Annotated in this window: 17 protein-coding genes; 6 read left to right on the forward strand and 11 right to left on the reverse strand. The window is 65.1% G+C overall.

The window, feature by feature from the left end; all coding sequences use genetic code 11:
* Window positions 1–58: 58 nt before the first annotated feature.
* The 3 genes from ACQP0C_RS16825 to ACQP0C_RS16835 all read right to left on the reverse strand — a co-directional run bounded on the left by ACQP0C_RS16825 (window position 59) and on the right by ACQP0C_RS16835 (window position 3,949).
* A complete protein-coding gene (locus ACQP0C_RS16825) occupies window positions 59–1,528 on the reverse strand; it encodes an SDR family NAD(P)-dependent oxidoreductase (protein WP_433733814.1) in 1,470 nt (489 codons plus the stop codon).
* Window positions 1,529–1,633: 105 nt separating this feature from the next.
* Window positions 1,634–2,899 carry a hypothetical protein gene (locus ACQP0C_RS16830; RefSeq protein WP_433733815.1) on the reverse strand — a complete coding sequence of 422 codons (1,266 nt, stop codon included), beginning with the start codon at window positions 2,897–2,899 and terminating at the stop codon, window positions 1,634–1,636.
* A gap of 111 nt (window positions 2,900–3,010) precedes the next feature.
* Window positions 3,011–3,949, reverse strand: coding sequence for an alpha/beta fold hydrolase (locus tag ACQP0C_RS16835; RefSeq protein ID WP_433733816.1), 939 nt, complete (start codon window positions 3,947–3,949; stop codon window positions 3,011–3,013).
* Between the two features lie 197 nt (window positions 3,950–4,146).
* Here ACQP0C_RS16835 and ACQP0C_RS16840 point away from each other — a divergent pair, with 197 nt between their 5' ends.
* Both ACQP0C_RS16840 and ACQP0C_RS16845 read left to right on the forward strand, forming a co-directional pair.
* Window positions 4,147–4,842 carry a TetR/AcrR family transcriptional regulator gene (locus ACQP0C_RS16840; protein ID WP_433733817.1) on the forward strand — a complete coding sequence of 232 codons (696 nt, stop codon included), beginning with the start codon at window positions 4,147–4,149 and terminating at the stop codon, window positions 4,840–4,842.
* A gap of 343 nt (window positions 4,843–5,185) precedes the next feature.
* Complete coding sequence (locus ACQP0C_RS16845) at window positions 5,186–5,854, forward strand: hypothetical protein (protein WP_433733818.1); 669 nt, start codon at window positions 5,186–5,188, stop codon at window positions 5,852–5,854.
* A 247-nt stretch (window positions 5,855–6,101) separates the two neighbouring features.
* Here ACQP0C_RS16845 and ACQP0C_RS16850 read toward each other — a convergent pair whose 3' ends face one another.
* Window positions 6,102–6,677 carry a CGNR zinc finger domain-containing protein gene (locus ACQP0C_RS16850; protein ID WP_433733819.1) on the reverse strand — a complete coding sequence of 192 codons (576 nt, stop codon included), beginning with the start codon at window positions 6,675–6,677 and terminating at the stop codon, window positions 6,102–6,104.
* 103 nt (window positions 6,678–6,780) lie between these two features.
* On the opposite strand from ACQP0C_RS16850, the gene ACQP0C_RS16855 reads away from it, so the two are divergent.
* From ACQP0C_RS16855 to ACQP0C_RS16865, 3 genes are all read left to right on the forward strand, one after another.
* Window positions 6,781–7,962 (forward strand): epoxide hydrolase family protein, encoded by a 1,182-nt coding sequence (locus ACQP0C_RS16855; protein WP_433733820.1) that lies wholly within the window; start codon window positions 6,781–6,783, stop codon window positions 7,960–7,962.
* 133 nt (window positions 7,963–8,095) lie between these two features.
* Entirely contained in the window at window positions 8,096–9,241 is a 1,146-nt protein-coding gene (locus ACQP0C_RS16860) for an acyl-CoA dehydrogenase family protein (protein ID WP_433733821.1), read from the forward strand.
* Window positions 9,225–9,884 carry a TetR/AcrR family transcriptional regulator gene (locus ACQP0C_RS16865; RefSeq protein WP_433733822.1) on the forward strand — a complete coding sequence of 220 codons (660 nt, stop codon included), beginning with the start codon at window positions 9,225–9,227 and terminating at the stop codon, window positions 9,882–9,884. Before ACQP0C_RS16860 ends, ACQP0C_RS16865 begins: the two co-directional genes overlap by 17 nt.
* Window positions 9,885–9,935: 51 nt before the next feature.
* Here the strand turns inward: ACQP0C_RS16865 and ACQP0C_RS16870 are convergent, their stop codons facing one another.
* Entirely contained in the window at window positions 9,936–10,313 is a 378-nt protein-coding gene (locus tag ACQP0C_RS16870; protein ID WP_433733823.1) for a hypothetical protein, read from the reverse strand.
* A gap of 312 nt (window positions 10,314–10,625) precedes the next feature.
* Here ACQP0C_RS16870 and ACQP0C_RS16875 point away from each other — a divergent pair, with 312 nt between their 5' ends.
* The gene (locus ACQP0C_RS16875) at window positions 10,626–11,378 is read left to right on the forward strand and encodes a DUF4190 domain-containing protein (protein ID WP_433733824.1); all 753 of its coding nucleotides are present in this window, start codon (window positions 10,626–10,628) and stop codon (window positions 11,376–11,378) included.
* An 11-nt stretch (window positions 11,379–11,389) separates the two neighbouring features.
* Here ACQP0C_RS16875 and ligD read toward each other — a convergent pair whose 3' ends face one another.
* The 6 genes from ligD to ACQP0C_RS16905 all read right to left on the reverse strand — a co-directional run bounded on the left by ligD (window position 11,390) and on the right by ACQP0C_RS16905 (window position 16,572).
* On the reverse strand, window positions 11,390–12,400 hold the full coding sequence (gene ligD, locus ACQP0C_RS16880) for a non-homologous end-joining DNA ligase (protein ID WP_433733825.1): 1,011 nt from the start codon (window positions 12,398–12,400) through the stop codon (window positions 11,390–11,392).
* The gene (locus tag ACQP0C_RS16885; protein WP_433733826.1) at window positions 12,400–13,485 is read right to left on the reverse strand and encodes an ATP-dependent DNA ligase; all 1,086 of its coding nucleotides are present in this window, start codon (window positions 13,483–13,485) and stop codon (window positions 12,400–12,402) included. Before ACQP0C_RS16885 ends, ligD begins: the two co-directional genes overlap by 1 nt.
* Before the next feature lie 293 nt (window positions 13,486–13,778).
* Window positions 13,779–14,177, reverse strand: a complete 399-nt coding sequence (locus ACQP0C_RS16890; RefSeq protein ID WP_433733827.1) for a cold-shock protein — start codon at window positions 14,175–14,177, stop codon at window positions 13,779–13,781.
* A gap of 32 nt (window positions 14,178–14,209) precedes the next feature.
* The gene (locus ACQP0C_RS16895; protein WP_433733828.1) at window positions 14,210–15,310 is read right to left on the reverse strand and encodes an SPFH domain-containing protein; all 1,101 of its coding nucleotides are present in this window, start codon (window positions 15,308–15,310) and stop codon (window positions 14,210–14,212) included.
* Between the two features lie 42 nt (window positions 15,311–15,352).
* Window positions 15,353–15,586: a hypothetical protein gene (locus ACQP0C_RS16900; RefSeq protein WP_433733829.1), complete on the reverse strand. Its 234-nt coding sequence runs from the start codon at window positions 15,584–15,586 to the stop codon at window positions 15,353–15,355.
* A 65-nt stretch (window positions 15,587–15,651) separates the two neighbouring features.
* On the reverse strand, window positions 15,652–16,572 hold the full coding sequence (locus ACQP0C_RS16905; protein ID WP_433733830.1) for a hypothetical protein: 921 nt from the start codon (window positions 16,570–16,572) through the stop codon (window positions 15,652–15,654).
* Window positions 16,573–16,615: the final 43 nt, after the last annotated feature.

Raw genomic sequence — 16,615 nt, forward strand, 5'->3', positions numbered from 1 at the left:
ATCCGTGCGATATGGCGGCTCGGGCGTCCGCTGGGTCGATCCTATGCCGAGGACCTGATCACCAGGGCGAGGGTTGGTAGTCCTTGAGGAAGCAGCCGTAGAGATCGTTGCCGGTTTCGCCCTGGACGATCGGGTCGTAGACGCGGGCCGCGCCGTCGACCAGGTCGAGGGGAGCGTGGAAGCCCTCTTCGGCGAGGCGGATCTTGGTGTAGTGCGGGCGTTCGTCGGTGATCCAGCCGGTGTCCACGGCGGTCATGAGGATGGCATCCTCTTCGAACATCTCCCGGGCGCTGGTGCGGGTGAGCATATTCAGCGCGGCCTTGGCCATATTGGTGTGCGGGTGGCCCGCGCCCTTGTACGCGCGGGAGAACTGGCCCTCCATGGCCGAGACGTTCACGACGTACTTGCGGCGGGCCGCGGCGGCCGCCATGGCCGGGCGCAGCCGGGAGACCAGGATGAAGGGGGCCACCGAATTGCACAGCTGGACCTCGAGCAGTTCGGTCGGATCCACCTCGGCGACGGTCTGCACCCAGCTGTTGGTATGCGCCAGATCCGGCACCAGACCACCGGCGTCGATCGCGATGCCGCGCGAAATGCGTTCCGGCGTGGCCGATCCCGCGACCAGCGCCAGTTCGGCGACATCGGCGGAGGACAGCGTCGGTGTCAGGGAGGCGGTGAGTGCGGTGGGATGCGCCTGCATGGTCTTGCCGAAGGTGACCACATCCGGCAGCGCGCCGGCGGGCAGCGGACCGGATTCGGCATCGACCAGTGCGCTGTAGGCACCGGGGGAGCGGCGCACGGTCTGGGCGGCATTGTTGATCAGAATGTCGAGCGGACCCTGCGCGGCGACATCGTCGGCGAGCGCGACGACCTGAGCCGGATCCCGGAGATCGATGCCGACGATGCGCAGTCGGTGCAGCCAGTCGGCGCTGTCGTCCATGGCGGCGAAGCGGCGGATGGCATCGTTGGGGAAGCGGGTGGTGATGGTGGTGTGCGCACCATCGCGCAGCAGTCGCAACGCGATGTACATGCCGATCTTGGCGCGACCGCCGGTGAGCAGGGCGCGTCGCCCGGTGAGATCGGTACGGGCGTCCCGTTTTGCGTGGCTGCTCGCCGCGCAGTCCGGGCACAGCTGGTGGTAGAACGCGTCGACCCGGGTGTAGCGCTGTTTGCAGATATAGCAGGGCCGCGGCCGGACCAGGGTGCCCGCACTCGCGCCCACCGCGTTCGAGGTCAGCGCAATGCCCGCGGTCTCGTCATCGATCCGGTTCGGTGATCCGGTCGCCGTCGCCGCGACCACCGCGCGGTCCGCCTCGGCGACCGCGTCCCTGGCTTCGGTCCGACGGCGTTGCTTGAGCTTTTTGAACATGTGGCCGACGGCGCGTTGCACCGTGATCGAATCCGGATCGTCCTTGTCCAACTGCCCGGCCTGTTCCAGCACCCGCAGGCAGATCGCCAGCTCATCGGGGGCGATGGCGGTGCCGCTCGGCGCTGGTTCGGTAGACGTCGACGCGGTGTACTCGGCCATCGGAATGCGGATGTGTCCTTCGTGAACATGGGGGTTGACCCACCCATTGTCGCATTCGCGGTTTCGACCGGTCGGCACGGCGGTCCCGCACCGACCGGACGCCAGCTATTTGCGCAGCTTGCTCAGTGTCGAGTTCGCCGTCTTCTTCAGCAGTTCGGTGACCTCGGCAGCACTGAGGATCTTGCCCGAGGACCTCGAGGTGCTCGACGAATACTGCGACCAGCTGATGTGGTAGGTGGTCCAGCCGTCACGCACGGCCAGGGAGACATCGGCGGTCGGATCGTCGGACTTGTGCTTGCCGGTGATCACATACGCCTCGTCGCCGAACCCGGAGATCTTGTCGACCTTCGAGTCCTTGCCGTACTCGCTCTGCGTCCAGGTCTCGTACGACGCGGTGAATTCCGGCCCCGGGTTGGACTGCTTGTGCACCTGCGCGCTGGTGTAGATCGCGGCGTAGTCGTATTTCTCACTCGACCCGGACGGGATGAAGCGAACATCGCAGCCCATCGAATCGACCGCCGCGTGCTTGGAGCCGTCGTGCTTCGGATAGGTATCGCCTGAGGAGTCGGACTTCGACAGGGTGAAGCCAGCGCTGGTGTAGGGCGAGGTGTCGGTGATATCGCAGAGATTGTCGATGTACTTGTAGCCGCGCAGGTCGGCGTCCTTGCTGATATCGGCCTTGCCCGCGTCGAAGGCGCCGATCGCGAACATGGCGACCGCCCAGACCGCGGAGGTGAGCACGATCGCGCCGAGCGCCCAAAGCCAGCCTTTACCACCGGATTTGGGTGACTGTTGCTGCGGGTATCCGGGTGCCTGCTGCGGGTATCCCGGCGTCGGCTGGAATCCCGCGGCGGGCTGGTGGAATCCGGCACCGGCCTGTTGGAATCCGGGTGCGCTCTGCGGGAATGTGGGGGCGGGCTGTTCGAATCCTGGTGCGCCCTGCGGGAATGCGGGCGCGGGTTGCTCGAATCCTGGTGCGCTCTGCGGGAATGTGAGGGCGGACTGCTGGAAACCTGGTGCGGCCTGAGGGAATCCGGGCGTGCTCGCCGCGTGCTGGAATCCCGGCTGCGGATATCCGGGGGAGGACTGGTGATATCCCGGCTGCTGATAGCCCGTACCGGATTGATATCCGGCGGGCGCGGCCCCCGGCTGCTCGAAAGGCTGCCGCAGCAGTGTCGGATCCGCGGGCTGCTGCTCGGCGGCGCCGGGCTGTTGCCCCGCGGCCGGAGCCGCGGGCTGCGGTGGCAGTTGCACACCGGGCTGCCCGACCATTGTCGGATCCGACTGTGAATACTGCGGTGCCTGCGGCGGCTGCTCCTGTGCCCACCAAGCGTCGTTGGGCTGATTCTGCTGTTCCCCCGGTCCGGTCATGCGCGCAAAGTACCATCTCGTTCATTTCCCGGCCATCCAGACCGACCGCGACCGCTGGGTGTGCTGGCTGCGTCGAGTATGAATATTGCTCTCCGCTAATGGACTTCGGTTTCACTGGTGCGGAATGCTGGTATTCGCGGCACGCAGATCCTCGACGAAATTGGCGATGGCCTCGGCCACCAGTAGCGGCTCGGTCACCGGCAGCCAGTGATCGGCCGGAATCGGGCAGCGCCACAGCCGGTCCACCCAGCGCGCGCTGCCGTAGTACAGGAACGGCGGCACGAGTACGTCGGTGGTGTCGACGACCAGTTGTACCGGCACCGCGGTGCTGCGTTCGCGCGGCCACAGCAGACGGTGTGGGAGATTGGCCGCGGCGATCCGCACGCCCGCGGCCAGATCCGCGCGCCAGGTCGAGGCGAGGGGCGCGTACGCACGGGCGACGCCGCCGAGTTGGTCGATCAACCAGGTGCGCACTCGCGGCGGATAAGCGATCCGCTGCGCTGCGGTCTGGGCCGATCCGGCCCCGTGTCGCCAGAACTTCGGATCGGCGATCAGTCGCAGCGCCCGTCGCGGTTGTGCCGCCAACTCGCGCAGTGTCATACCGACGTGATCGAGATTCGGACCGGCGACCGCGGTGAACGAGGCGATACGGGTATTGGCGCGCGGATCGCAGACTGCCTCCCAGACCTGCACCGCACCCCAGCCGTGCCCGCAGACGTGCACCGCCCGCCTCGGGCTGACCGCATCGATCAGCGCGAAGAAGTCCTCGGCCAGCGCATCGAGTCGAAAATCCTGCGGCGCACCGGGTTTTGCCGATCGACCGTGCCCGCGCACGTCATAGGCGATGACCCGGAATCCGTCGGCGAGCAGCGCCGCTACCGCCGACCACACCAGGTGCGTATCGGACAGACCGTGCACCAGTACCAGGGGTTCGGCGTCGACCGCACCCCATTCGAAGACGGCCAGTGCACCGTGTGCGCCGTCCACGGTCGACTGTCGGTGTGGCCGCCGGGCGCCGGTCGGGTCGGGGGAGTCGAGCTGTTCGGTCATCTGCTTGCCTCGATCGATGCGCTGAGTGCTGCCTGCATACCGCCGGTACGTGACCCGATACTGACAGTACGAATGCACCTGAAGCAATGGGTCGAAACCCGCGTCGGTTATGAAGTAGGTCACCCCTACCGCACTGTCGACCAGGGGTTTGCGTGGCTCGAGGGTGCGTACCGCCGGTACGTGTATGCTCCGGAACCATGGCTCGTTCGGATAGATCCGCGCCGCGGAAGATCACCCGCGAGGAGATCGTCGACGCGGCCATTCGGGTGATCGACCGGGACGGCCCGCGCCCGAGCATGGACGACATCGCCCGCGAGGCCAGGATCACCAAGCCGCGCCTGTACCGTCAGTTCGCCGATAAGGCCGACCTGTATATCGAGATCGGCAACCGGATGGCGAAATCGGCCGGGGCCAGCGCGGGCCATGATCTGACACTGATGCTGCAACCGCCGCGGGTCGCACTGCGCCGCGTGCTCACCGGCTATGCCGACAGTATCCTCCAGCACCCCAACGTCTTTCGGTTTCTCGGCCAGGCGCACATCACCCAGCAGGCCGACGGTTCGGTACTGCAATTCGATCTCGGCCGCGCGGCCGCGGGCCGAATCGCCAGGCAGGCGCGCGAAGTCGCCGAGTCCATCCCGATCGATGCCACGGGCATCGACTATCTGGCCCGCGCGGTCGTCGGTGTCGTCGTCGCGGTCACCGACCTGTGGCTCGGCGAAGCCGATTCCGAGCGTCCCGGCGGTACGGCCGAATTCGTCGAGCAGTCCACCGAATTCGTCTGGGGTCTGATCGACGGATTCCTGCGTCGGCAGGGCATCTCGGCCGATCCGGATACCCCGATCTTCACCTCGCTCGCGGCCGTCAACCAAGCGCAGCGGCCGACCGGCTGATCCGCATTCCGTCCTCGTGACCCCGCCTGGCCGGGGTCCCGGACTGGTGAGATCTCGTATTCAACTGCCGCGGGTTCATCGACGGCCTCCAACCAGCGGGTGATGGAATCTGCTCCGTGTTCCGGGTCCGAGGAAAGATGCCTTCGGGTTTGTTTTGACCGGATTCGCGTCAGCGCCGAGGCGGGCCGGAGAGAATACGTGTTGCCGCACAGTCAGTTGGCCTGATGTTGATCGTCCATTTCGAACGCTACCCGGGCAGCTCTACCTGTGGCTGCCATCCACTGTTCGCGGTCGCGCCCCGATAACGGGTTCGCCGCGACGATCGGACAGGACGGAGCGGAATATGACCGACGAAGCGACAGTCACCGAGAGCGACGCCAGCCCTGAGGAGCTCGAAACCTTCAGCGGGAACCTACATTTCTGCGGCCCTGACAACCGCCTGTCTCCCCTCCTGGGTGAAATGCCTTTTCTTCTGTACTGGTGCAAAAGAAACACCGGCGCGACGTACTTCCCGGTGGGTATGTGGAACAACACCGACATGAGCCCTAAGGACGAAGTCGCGAAAGCGGACATCTTGGAGTTCCGGTTCAAAACAGCTGCCGGACAGCCCATCACCGCTGCGGATCTGGCGAACTCCGGCCCGTATCCGGGCCCGCCTCTGGAGTGGCGGCGAGCAGGCGGCGCGTGGCTGCGCCCCTCTCAACGCAAGGGCCAGGAGTACTACATCGCAGTGACCCCGCCGAACCGGCCCAGCGAGAGCGACTATTCCGGTCGCAACCTTATGGAAGGCGTCCAATCCAGCGTCGTCTACGCCGGTGGTGTGCGGTTCTCGTTGCGAATGAGCATCCGGAGCAAGGGTGATGCGTGGATCTCCGACGAGGACGTCACCGGAAGCATCCGAATGCAGGACAACCAGACTCGCTCCGCCTTCATGGTGGCCGTTCGGTACGGCGACAACGACCCCTTCGGGTCCCACACCGCGTTCTACAAGCGGAAGGATCTGAACATTTGACGTTGGCCAACACAGAGAACGTCCCGGGGCACTTCCGGGACGTTCTATCCCATTCATACCGGGGTGTCGGGAACGGCAGATTCTCGACACCGCTGTGAAAACCCACGCCGCGCTCGCGCAGGCCGGTGAGGATCTGGCTGGCCACGGCCATGTCGCGGTCGAACCGGTCGAACCCGGTCGCGGTCAACACGACTGGCGACTGGAGACCGCGGCCGAGGTGACCGCCGCGAGGGCGTTGTCCAGGCGATTACTTTGCCGAGTTGGGGTTTTTGCGCTGATTGGCATTGAAGCGCGCTTTCTTCTGGCGATTCCCGCACGTGTTCATGTCACACCATTTGCGGGTGCGACTTTGGCTGGTGTCGAAGAAGGCGGCTTGGCAGGTCGGCGATGCGCACAAGGCCAATTTTCCGTCTCGTTCGCCTGCGATGATGCTGATCGCGTCGGCGGCGATCACGCCTAGGGCATCTTCTACGCAGGAAGCCGCGTTGAGTCGCCATTGGCGATTGCCCTCGGGCGTCAGGACAGCCGCGGCCCGCCCCTCAATGCTGCAGTCATTGATGACTTGGACAGCAGAGGCAGGGAGAGCGTCTTGGATCGCGGCCGCTGTCGCGGCGGCGTGAATTGATTCCCTCAGTTCCCGGGCGAGTTCGAGTTGGGCGGTGGTGCAGGAGTCCACGGCGAGGCCGTTCACTGCCAGCCAGTCGATGAGTCGCTGCGGCGTGGGAATGCGTTCCACAGCGTTGCCCTGACGCTCCGTCAGAGTCGCAGTGAAGCTGGTCGCCAGCACGTTACCGAGGCGAAAGTCGGGGAACCCAGCACGCATGGAACCACCTTAGCGGGTTGCCCGCAGGCATGAACGCGTGTTAGAACCGTCTTAGACGGTTCGAGTTCGGTCTGAGCCGGTTCCACGATGACCAGGAGGTCTCATGCCCCGTCCAACCGGCGACGTGCAAGCATTTGAAGCCCACGCAACTGACGCTGACCTCGATGATCTGCGCGCGCGATTAGCCGCGGCACGACTCCCGGAAGCTGAGACGGTCCATCGCGCCGCGCCCGACCCTCGCCGATGGGAACAGGGCGTTCCTCTCGCCGACCTCGTCGAGGTCGTGAACTACTGGCGCACCGGATACAACTGGCGCTCGTTCGAAGAGCGCCTCAACCGGATCGGCCAGTTCCGCACGACCATTGATGATCTGGGAATTGCCTTCCTGCACCGCCGATCCGCGCGCGCAGATGCCACTCCGCTGATCTTGACGCACGGCTGGCCGGGCAGCATTGCTGAGTTCATCGATGTAATAGACGAGCTGGCAGATCCGAAAGATGCAGACGCGCCAGCGTTTCACGTCGTGGCCCCGTCGCTACCAGGCTTTGGTTACAGCGACAAGCCGGCCACCACCGGGTGGGGCATCGAAAAGATCGCGGCCGCATGGGTGGAACTGATGGGAAGGCTCGGCTACAGCAAGTTCGCAGCCCACGGCGGCGACTGGGGAGGTGTGATCACCACGGTCCTCGGCGGCAGGTTCCCGGCGCACGTTCTCGGCATCCACACGCTGACCCCGCAGGCACCGCCCGGGTTGACAACGGACGGGCTGACGGCGACCGAGCGCAACTGGACCGAGGAAACCCGCGATTTCTGGGGCGGCCCCCGCGCGGCGTACGCGAAGCAGCAGGCGACCCGACCGCAGACCATCGGCTACTCCCTCGTCGACTCACCGGTCGGGCTTCTCGCCTGGATCCTCGACAAGTTCGCCGAGTGGAGCGATACCGAAGACAGCCCGTTCGAGACGATTTCCAGAGACAGGATTCTCGACGACGTCACCCTGTATTGGCTGACGCGGACCGGCGCATCGGCGGCCCGCATCTACTCCGAAAGCCACGGCGGTGTCAACTCGTTCGACCCCGAACTTCGGGTCGACGTCCCGTCGGCAATCAGTATGTATCCCCGCGACATCGAGAAGTGTCCGCGCCCCTGGGCGCAGGAGCGGTACCGACAGATCGTCCGATGGAGCTCGCCCGAAACCGGGGGACATTTCCCGTCGCTGGAGGTTCCCGAGTATTTCGTCAAGGATCTGCAAGAAGGTCTCGCGGCAGTGCTGGCCGCTAATTAGTGAATGCGACTGGGTGCTTGCCGACCGGCAGAGACGCGGTGGCCTGCTTTGTTGACATCGTGCCAATAGTGCGCGAATCTGATGACGAGACGCGGGCGAGCCGGCCTGCGCGCACGAACAAAGGATTTATGCGATGGCACGCGCCGCATGGAGTGACGACGAGGTCGAGGCGGTCCGGAAACTAGCGAGGACCTTCTTCGAGAAGGAGGTCGTCCCGCATGAGGAGAAGTTCGTCGCGCAGGGGCATCCCGACCGCGCGCTGTACAACCGGGCCGGTGAACTCGGTCTGCTGTGCACCGCCATCCCGGCCGAATACGGCGGCGGTGGTGGCACTTTCGCGCACGAGGCCGCCATCATCGAGGAGCAGGCTTTCGCGGGTGACGGCGCGCTCGGCATGCCCGTGCACAGCTCGATCATCGCGCCCTATATCCACCACTTCGGCACCGAGGACCTCAAGCAGCGGGTGCTGCCCAAGGCCGCGACCGGTGAAATGGTGCTGTCCATCGGCATGACCGAACCGGGCACCGGCTCGGATCTGCAGAACATCAAGACCCGTGCGGTCCGCGAGGGCGACGAATACGTCATCACCGGCTCGAAGATCTTCATTACCAACGGCTGGCTCTGCGACGGCATCATCATTGCCGCCAAGACCGACCCGACCAAGGGCGCGGCGGGCGTCTCCCTCATCTTCGCCGAGGTCGGCGACGACACCCCCGGCTTCAAGCGCGGCCGCATCCTCAACAAGATCGGCGGCAAGGCCCAGGACACCGCCGAGCTGTTCTTCGACGGGTTGCGCGTGCCCGTCTCGAACCTTCTCGGCGAGGCCGAAGGCCAGGGCTTCTACCAGATGATGCAGCTGCTGGCCCAGGAGCGACTGGTGACCGGCATCATCGCGGTCGCCATGATGGAGCAGGCCGTGCGGCTGACCATCGACTACACCAAGGGACGCGAGGCCTTCGGCAAACCGCTGTTCGCGATGCAGAACACCAAGTTCGAGATGGCCGAATGCGCGACCATCGCCAAGGTGAGCCGGATCTTCCTGGACGACTGCATCGTGCAGCATCTGCGCGGCGAACTCGATATTCCCACTGCTGCGATGTCGAAGTACTGGCTCACCGATCAACTCGGTATTGTGGTCGATCGCTGCCTGCAACTGTTCGGCGGCTACGGCTACATGACGGAGTATCCGATTTCCCAGCTGTACACCGGTGCCCGCGTATTGCGCATCCTCGCGGGCAGCAACGAGGTGATGAAGGATCTCATTGCCAGGTCACTCTGAGATCGCCGCTGGCGATCGCTTGCGCAACACCGCGGCGCAGCCGCGCAGACGGAGGCTGGAGCCGGACGAACGTCGCGCGCAGATCCTCGAATGCGCGATCGATATGTTCGGCGAACGGCCGTATGCGGCAGTATCCACCGCGGAACTGGCGCAACGCGCCGGGGTCGCGCGCGGTCTGATCAACCACTACTTCGGCAATAAGCGCGACCTATATCTCGCGGTGGTGCGCCGGATGGTCACCCTGCCGCGTCTCGACGATATGGTCACGCCGACCGGCACCGATCGCGAGCGCGTCGACGTGAGCGTGCACTGGTTGCTGGATGTGATCTCCGAACACGGCAGCACCTGGGTCAAGGTGACCAGCCATGAGGGGGTCGGCGACGATCCGGAGGTACAGCACATCCTGGACCAGGCCGACGACGCGGCCGCCGAGCGGATGCTGCTGATGGTCGGGCGCGCGGAATCGGCGCACAGTGCCGAATTGCGCGCCATGGTCCGCGCGTTCGGTGGTCTGGTGAAGGTCGCTGGCCGGGAATGGATCACCCGCGGCACGCTCACCCGCGAACAGGTACACGTCTTACTCGCGGACATGCTGATGACGCTGATGACCGAAACAATGCCGAAGGTGGACCGCGGGCGCTGACCCGATCCACCTTCGGCATCCGGTTTTGCTCGGGCGACCCGCGAGCGGTCGCTACGGCTTACTCGTCAATTCGGACTTGGTTTCACCCGCCGCGATCCTGCGCTCCTCGATACCGCTGTAGCGCACCGGCCGCCGATGTCCCGGCGCGTGCCCGTGCCGTCCGTACTTCAACTCGATGACTTCCTCCCGGCGATGCTCCACCAGCAACGCGCCGATGCCCGTGATCCACAAAGCCGCCGTTGCTATCGCCCCGATCTGCATCCATCCGGTGAAGCCGTAACCGGCCGCGGTGAGGGTGCACGCCATGGCGACGACACCGAGCGCACACAGAATGATGCCGGGAACGTTGTAGTCGTCGCCGAGTAGATCGCCCGCGTGGGAATGCCACGGCCGGGTTCGGTCTTCGTTCGAATCCGTTTTGCGGCGCATGGATCCTCCTGAACTGAAAGTCACCGCAGGTCGCTCGCTGTGTAACCAGGATCCACCTCATTTTCGCCGTCCGCGAGTGGTGTTTGCCGGTTTGTTACTCCGGCTGACGGGCGGGCCTTATCGAATCGGACCTCCCGAGTGGAAGTACAGTCCGGTTTGACATGGCGGCATTCGCGATTACGGTTTGATGACGATTGATGGGCCGTTTCGGATGATGCCGCGGCCAATGGCCCCTATCCTTTGTCGGTATCGGGGCGGGTCCGGGCAGTTCGTGGTTCCTGCGCGGTTTGGTGGTGTGGAAGAGGGACCTGGATGGCACGGACGGATAACCGTGAGCGCGAGCGCTGGCCGGATGCGCAGGCGGAGGAGTACGAGCAGGATATGGGGCCGGTCGGCCGATGGCCGGACCCGGATCCCACCGAGCGCTGGCCCGAGACCGAGCCGCCGAACCGGAGTCGCCGTGCCGGTCGACTACGGGTCGAGGTTCCGCCCATCGTCAATCCGTACGCGATCGTCGCGCTGGTTGCCGCCCTGCTCGGCCTGTTCCCGGTCGCGATCGTCTTCGGTTTCATCGCCTTCAGCCATCCGCGCGGCAAGACGATGGCGGTGTGCGCGCTGCTGCTGGGTGTCGTGGAGGTGGTCGGCATCGCGGGATATGTCGTGCTGTCCGGCAGCAACTTCTCCGATGCGCTGGCCGGGGTGAACCGCACTCCTACCGTGTCCAGTGTCGCGCTGCCCTCGACCATCGCCCAGACCGCCGTCCCACAGCCCACGGTGGCGCCGACCGTGGTCGCGCCCCCGGTCACGACGACCGCCCCGTCGACGGTGACCCCGAAGAAGGGCACGGTGTGCACCGAGCCGGGCCGCATCGGCACCGGAGCGGATGGCTCCACCCTGCTGTGCCTGGCCAGCGGCGGCGTCTACCAATGGAACGGTCCGTACACCATCGGGGGTACCGTCGCGGAGGCCGGAGCCAAATGCGATGGATCGACGAAGAGTGCCCGCACGGCGGACGGGCGCGCACTGACCTGTGAGAGCAAGGCGTGGGTGCTCTGGACCGAATAGCCTTTCGGTAACTAGCCTTCCTTATCCGCCTTCTTGGCCCGGCTGGGCTGCACCCGTGGCGGCTCATTGGGCATCTTCGGATATTGCGGCGGCCAGGGCGCATCCATGAGCCCCGAGGCCATATCCCGCTCCGACATCTTCAGCAGCGGCTCAATGGACTGCGCCGGGCGGTCCGCCCATGGATCGCCGAATTCGGCCAGCCGCGCGGGCACGGTGGCGATGGTCAACTCCTCGGGGACAACGGTATCCAGATCGGACCAGGCGATCGGGGTGGACACCTGCGCACCGACCTTCGGTCGCACACACCACGCACCGAAAACCGTTTTGTGCGGGGCATTCTGGTTGAAGTCGATGAAAACGCGGGTGCCGCGTTCCTCCTTCCACCACTGCGCCGTGATCCGGTCCGGATGCCGCCGCTCCAACTCCCTGGCCAGCGCGACCGCGGCGGCGCGCACCTGATAGCCGTCCCATTTCGGTTCCAGCGCAACGTAAATATGCAGTCCACGCGAGCCGGAGGTCTTGATCCGGGAATCGATGCCGAGTTCGGTGAACAGCTCACGGGTGAGCACCGCGGCGTATTTGAGGTCGTCGAAGGTGATGCCGGGGGACGGATCGAGATCGATGCGCAGCTCATCGGCGATATTCAGATCGCCGACGTGATTCGGCCAGACATGGAAGCCGAGGCATCCCTGATTGACCGCCCACAGAATGTGCGCGAGATCGTGGGCCACCAGGGCGTCGCTGGTGGTGCCATTGGGTGTGGCGACCTCGACGGTGTGCAGCCAGTCCGGCGCGGATTTCGGCACCCGTTTCTGAAACCACGATTTACCCGAGGCCCCATCGGGATACCGCTCCAGCAGTAATGGCCGATCGCGGACCACTTTCAGAAACGGCTCGGCAACGGCCTGGTAGTACCGGACGAGATCGAGTTTCGTCTCACCGCGTTTGGTGAAATAGACCTTGTCGGGATTGCTGATGGCGACGGATCTGCCGTCCACCTCGATATCGATCGATTCACCCATCACTGCCCCCGGGCTTCGCTGAAAATGGCACTCAATTCGGCCGGAGCGACCTCGTCGAGCTGGGCGTAGGTACACGAATCGGGGGTGCGGTCGGAGCGGAAGCGAACCAGCCTGCCGCCGTGGCGCAATCGGCCGGACTGCACATGTTCGTAGCGAACCTCGGCGACCAGTTCCGGGCGCAGGGCCTCCCAGGACAGATCCTTGCCGCCGGTCCAGCGGCTCACCCCGCCGGGCATTTTGCCGTCGGCCTTGGCCTGCGCCGCCGCATCCGCCCATTCGCGCCACGGATGGTTCGCCAATGCGTTGTCCCGCAGTGGTTTCAGCTCTTCCACCAGTGTCTTGCGCCTGGCCGCCGTGAAACTGCTCGCCACCCCGACGTGGTGCAGATGGCCCTCGTCGTCGAACAGTCCGAGCAGCAGCGATCCGATGCCCTCGCCATCCTTGTGCCAGCGGAAACCGGCCACCACACAGTCCGCGGTGCGCTCGTGCTTGACCTTGAGCATCACCCGCTTGTCCTGCAGATACGTCAGATCGTCGGCCTTGACCATGACGCCGTCGAAACCGGCGCCCTCGAAGCGGGTGAACCAGTCCTCGGCGATATCGGGATCCTGGGTGATCGGGGTCAGATGCACCCGGGCGAGTTCGGTGTCGAGAATGGTCTCGAGCAGCCGCCTGCGTTCGGCGAACGGTTCGCCGGTCAGATCCTTATCGCCGAGGGCGAGCAGATCGAAGGCGACGAAGCTGGCCGGTGTTTCCTTGGCCAGTTTGTTGACGCGCGAGGCCGCCGGGTGCAGCCGGTTCTGCAGGGTATCGAAATCGAGTCCCTCATCGGTGACCACCACGATTTCCCCGTCCACCACGCATTTATCCGGCAGCGCCGCCTTCAGCAGTTCGGCGACCTCCGGAAAATAGCGGGTCAGCGGCCGGTCGTTGCGTGAACCGAGTTCCACCTCATCGCCGTCACGGAACACGACGCAGCGAAAACCATCCCATTTCGGTTCATAACTCAGGCCCGGCTCTCGCGGCACGGACGGCGCCGTTTTCGCCAGCATCGGCCGCACTGGTGGCATGACCGGTAGGTCCACGCGATCCTCCTCGGTTCCTTCCCCACCTCTATCGACGTCGCGGGCGACGCGGATTCATCGGTGCGGACTCGAGCTCGATCGTAAGTCGCTGGTCCGACAAGGTCGTGAACTTCGCGTTGCGCCGGGGAAGCTGGCGCCCGATACGGGCCAGCAACGCAACAACTGATTTGGCGCGCACATGGGTAACTCGTCGGGGACGAGCTAACTTGATTGATGCCCAGCCGCCGGTCGCCAACGTGATTCTCGCGGCACACGAGTCCGGCGCCTGAAGATCCGGGCAGGCGCAGGAGCGCTCAGTCGAGCCAACCGTGTTGATCGGCGAAGGCGGTCAGGCGGTCGCGGATGGTGAGGATCTCACCGGCGGTGAGGGCGGGGCTCGCATCCAGTAGTAGCTCGGTGATCAGGCGTTTGTGTTCGGTGGCGGTGAGCTGGCCGGATCCGGATCTGTCTTTCTTGTGCCGAGCAGCGGGTGGGTTCGGCTGGCCCCCGACCACGGTGAGGTTGACCGCCTTGGGCCCGCGGTCACCCTCGGTCACATCGAATTCGAACACCCGGCCCTGGCGCAGCTCGTCCTCGTCCAGTCCGATGTCGTTCACATGAACGAACACATCCGGACCACCATCATCGGGCCGAATGAACCCGAAGCCCCGCGAACTGTCGAACGACACCAATTTCCCGATGGACACCAACACCCGCTCCTCGCGCCGTCTCTACTCGGCCAACTTTAGCCCGCATTTTCCCCGTCGTTGGATGAAAGCGCTTTTTGTAACGAGTTGAATACAGTGAGACCCTGACCGACCATTCCGTTGACCAATTCGCCGACACCGTCCGGTCCGTTCAGCACCGTCAAGTTGGCGTTTGCCAGCCCGTTGGACGCCTGCTTGACGATTTCGGGCAGCTGCTCGATCAACAACTGGTCCAAGGCGATCCGGTTGTTGGAGGCCGCCGCGTCGGCCTGGATCCGGGTCCGGGCCGCCTCGGCCTCGGCCAGGATGCGCACCCGTTCCGCTTCGGCCAGTGCGGGTTTCACGACTTCGGCCTGCAGTTGCTGCTCGCGCAGGTCGGCTTCCTTGCGGGCCTGCTCGGCCTGTGCGCTGAGCACTTCCTGCAGCGCCATGGCCTCGGCGAGCGGACCGGCCTGCGCCGCTTCGGCATTGGCCTTGTCGATATCCTGCTGATATTGGGCCCGGAGAATGGCGGTCTCGCGCTGATATTCGGCCTGCCGGCGCAGCGATTCCTGTTCGGCCTCGGCGGCGTGCTGGGCGGCCTGCGATTGTGCGATCTGCGCATCGCGCTGCACCGCCGCGTTGTGCGGTGCGGCGAGTGCGGTGATGTACCCGAGATTGCCGTCGTCGATGGACTGGATTTGGAACGAATCGACCCACAGGCCGATATTGCTCATCTCCACCTTGGAGGCGACCAGCACCTCGTCGGCCAGCCGCTGGCGCTCGCGGATGATCTCCTCGACCGTCATCGAGCCGACGATCGAGCGTAGATGTCCGGAGAAGATGCGTCCGGTCAGCACCGACATCTCCCGCTCCTGTTCGGACAGGAAGCGTTGGGCCGCATTGACAATCGACTGGGTGTCATTGGCCACCTTGAACGCGATCACCGCGCGCACCTCGAGCTGGATGGCCTGTTTGGTGACGCACCGCTCCTTGATCTCGGCCTCGAACATCGCCAGCGACAGATAGCTCACCTTGCGGAAGAACGGCATCACCCATTTGCCGCGCCCGATGACCACGCCGAAGGGCGCGTTGTCCTTGCTCGTGCCGCCGCTGACCAGCATTGCCTCGTCAGGATCCGGAACGTGATAACCCAGCACTGTGCCTCCCAGTTTCGTACTTCGTAGATCGCGGTCGCGATGTCACATTCGCTCGGTCTGCGCGGGCTCCAGCGGAATCCAGGGCACCACGTCGACGATGCGACCCGGATGTACCGCGATGATCAGGACAGATTCCCCTGCCGAGATCGGCTCGGCCGCCCGTGCGATGTATATCTCCGTGCCCCCGCGAATCGCAACCAATACTTCGCCGAGCATTCCGGCGCCCCGGATCGGCGAGGTGAGCGTACCCGTCAAACCTTGCACGGGGTCGGTCATCGCGGTGAACTCCTCGCACTCGGTGCCAGAGTTGTCAGCGTACGCGCGATCGGGGATTCCTCTGGTTACGAGAGGGACTCGGCGATGATGCGCCCGACCGATTTCTTGGTCAGATAGTGCGCCGCATCGTGCGGACTCGAACCATTGTCGAGTTCGGGATGTGTCGTCGGCACCACGTCGTGACCGGGAGCGGGCGGGAAATAGGGTGCGAGGTCCAGATGTGCCGCGACGATATCGTCGCGATCGGCCAAATTCTCCCAGCGGGTGAGCGCGGCGGGGACGGTGGGCGGCTGCGGTCGCAGCAGCGGATAGATGATGGACTGCAGCGCCAGCGGCGAACCGAGGGTGATCAGCGCGACGGGCTGCTGGGTGCGATGCAGCGCCTCGTAGGCGACGACCGAACCGAGCGAATGCCCGATGACCAGCCGGGTCCGCGGACCGATCAGATCGAGCACCTGGCGCTGTGCGTGCTCGCGCACCGCCTCTTCGGACAGATACCGGCCGACCTGGGCGAGCGACCGGTTGACGAATTTGCCCGCCATGCCGAAACCGAAGGGGGCGAACCATTTCAGCTTGGTCAGCGCATTCGCCGCAGGCCTGGCCTTGCGGCCGATGCCCTGCGCACCTTCGGCACCGAGCGCCGAATTGTCCAGGAAGCGCTGCGCTTCGAGCCGATCACGTTGATCGGCCGCCTGTCCGGCCGCCGTGGCCAACCAGGCCTCGGCGATCCGCTCGGTGAGTTCGGCGTCCTCATCGCCGACCGGCCCGCCACCGCCTTGTGCGCCGGGAGCGAGAAAAGCATTGCCGTAGAACGCCATTCGAACCTCGAGTGCGCCCGGCCGCTGTGCCCGCCACAGCTGATCCGCCAGCTCGCCGTATCCGGCCGTGCGGACACCCGCCGCCAGCGCCGGAAGCCACTGCGCCTCCAAGAGATCCGCGCCGTACTGCTCCTGCGCGATCCCGTGCACCAACACTATCGCTGCCATCTTCGCGCCCCCGTTGTCGCTCGCCACGATGTGGTGTTCGGGT

Source organism: Nocardia sp. CA-129566 (genome assembly GCF_050956075.1).
Lineage (GTDB): Bacteria > Actinomycetota > Actinomycetes > Mycobacteriales > Mycobacteriaceae > Nocardia.